Source organism: Candidatus Deferrimicrobiaceae bacterium (assembly GCA_035256765.1).
Taxonomy (GTDB): Bacteria; Desulfobacterota; Deferrimicrobia; order Deferrimicrobiales; family Deferrimicrobiaceae; genus CSP1-8.
In genome coordinates this window covers 1-1167 of the sequence record DATEXR010000176.1, presented here as the reverse complement: position 1 = coordinate 1167, position 1167 = coordinate 1, and the positions used below count along the sequence as shown (strand labels likewise).

Here is a 1167-nt window from a genome sequence, read left to right as displayed (position 1 = left end):
CGCCCATAAGATGTTAATAATTCACACCTTTTTTTAATGTCTGCGATTCGCACACGGATTCGATTATTCATTCTAAATACCATATGGGGGGGGGGTCCGTAAACCTGAAACATCGTTTGGCCGCCTTCGGCTACCGCTCGATCTGCTCCTTGTCGATCGTGATTCGGAAACTCGACACCGCCTCCAGGAGCAGGACTACCCGGTCGCGGTCGGGCAGCTCCTCCACGAAGATCGCCTCGAGCCCCGCGAAGGGGCCCTCCCCGATCCGGATCTTGTCGCCCGGCTTCCAGTTCGCGGGGCGCTGGACCAGGGTGACGATTCCTCCCTCGTCCATCCGCTCGCGGACCGCGGAGATGATGTCGTCGCCGACCTCCTGCGGCTCCGGCCCGAAGGAGACAACCCTCGCCACCCCCCGGGTGTAGCGGACCGTGCGCAGCTGCTCGAGGACGAACCGGACGAAGAGGTAGGAGGGGAAGAGCGGCCGGATGTCGGGCGACTCCTTCCTGCGGGATTTTTTCCAGACCCGGGGAAAGAGGCTTTCGTATCCCGCCTCGACCAGGCGGGTGAAGACCTTGTTCTCGTTGCGGGGCTTCGTCTTGACGAGGTACCACTTCAGGTTCAACCGCAGCCTCCGTTCGCGGGGGTCATCCCGTCTTGGCGCCTTCGAGCGTTTCCCGGAAATACCGGATGGTCCGTTCCAGCCCCTCGCGGATCGGCACCGTCGGCTCCCATCCCAGTTTTTGCCTGGCAAGCGTGATGTCCGGCTTCCGGCGGACCGGGTCGTCCTCCGGGAGGGGCCGGAAGACGATCTCCGAGGAGGATCCGGAGATCTCCTTGATCATCATCGCCAGCTCCTTGATGCTGTACTCCCCGGGGTTGCCCAGGTTCACCGGCCCGATGATCTCGTCCTGGTCCATCATCGCGATCAGCCCGGTGACCGTGTCGTCCACATAGCAGAAGGAGCGGGTCTGGTTCCCTGTCCCGTAGAGCGTGATCGGTTCGTTCCGCAACGCCTGGAGGACGAAATTGGAGACCACCCGCCCGTCGTTCGGGTGCATCCTCGGCCCGAACGTATTGAAGATCCGGACGACCCGGATGTTGAGCTTGTGCTGGCGGTGGTAGTCGAAAAAGAGCGTTTCGGCGCACCGCTTCCCCTCGTCGTAGCAG

Annotated in this window: 2 protein-coding genes; both read right to left on the bottom strand. The window is 62.2% G+C overall.

The window, feature by feature from the left end; all coding sequences use genetic code 11:
• Nucleotides 1–130: 130 nt before the first annotated feature.
• Nucleotides 131–622 (bottom strand): transcription termination/antitermination NusG family protein, encoded by a 492-nt coding sequence (locus VJ307_06110; GenBank protein ID HJX73714.1) that lies wholly within the window; start codon nt 620–622, stop codon nt 131–133.
• Between the two features lie 22 nt (nt 623–644).
• A partial coding sequence (locus VJ307_06105; protein ID HJX73713.1) for an NAD-dependent epimerase/dehydratase family protein occupies nt 645–1167 on the bottom strand: 523 nt, incomplete at its 5' end.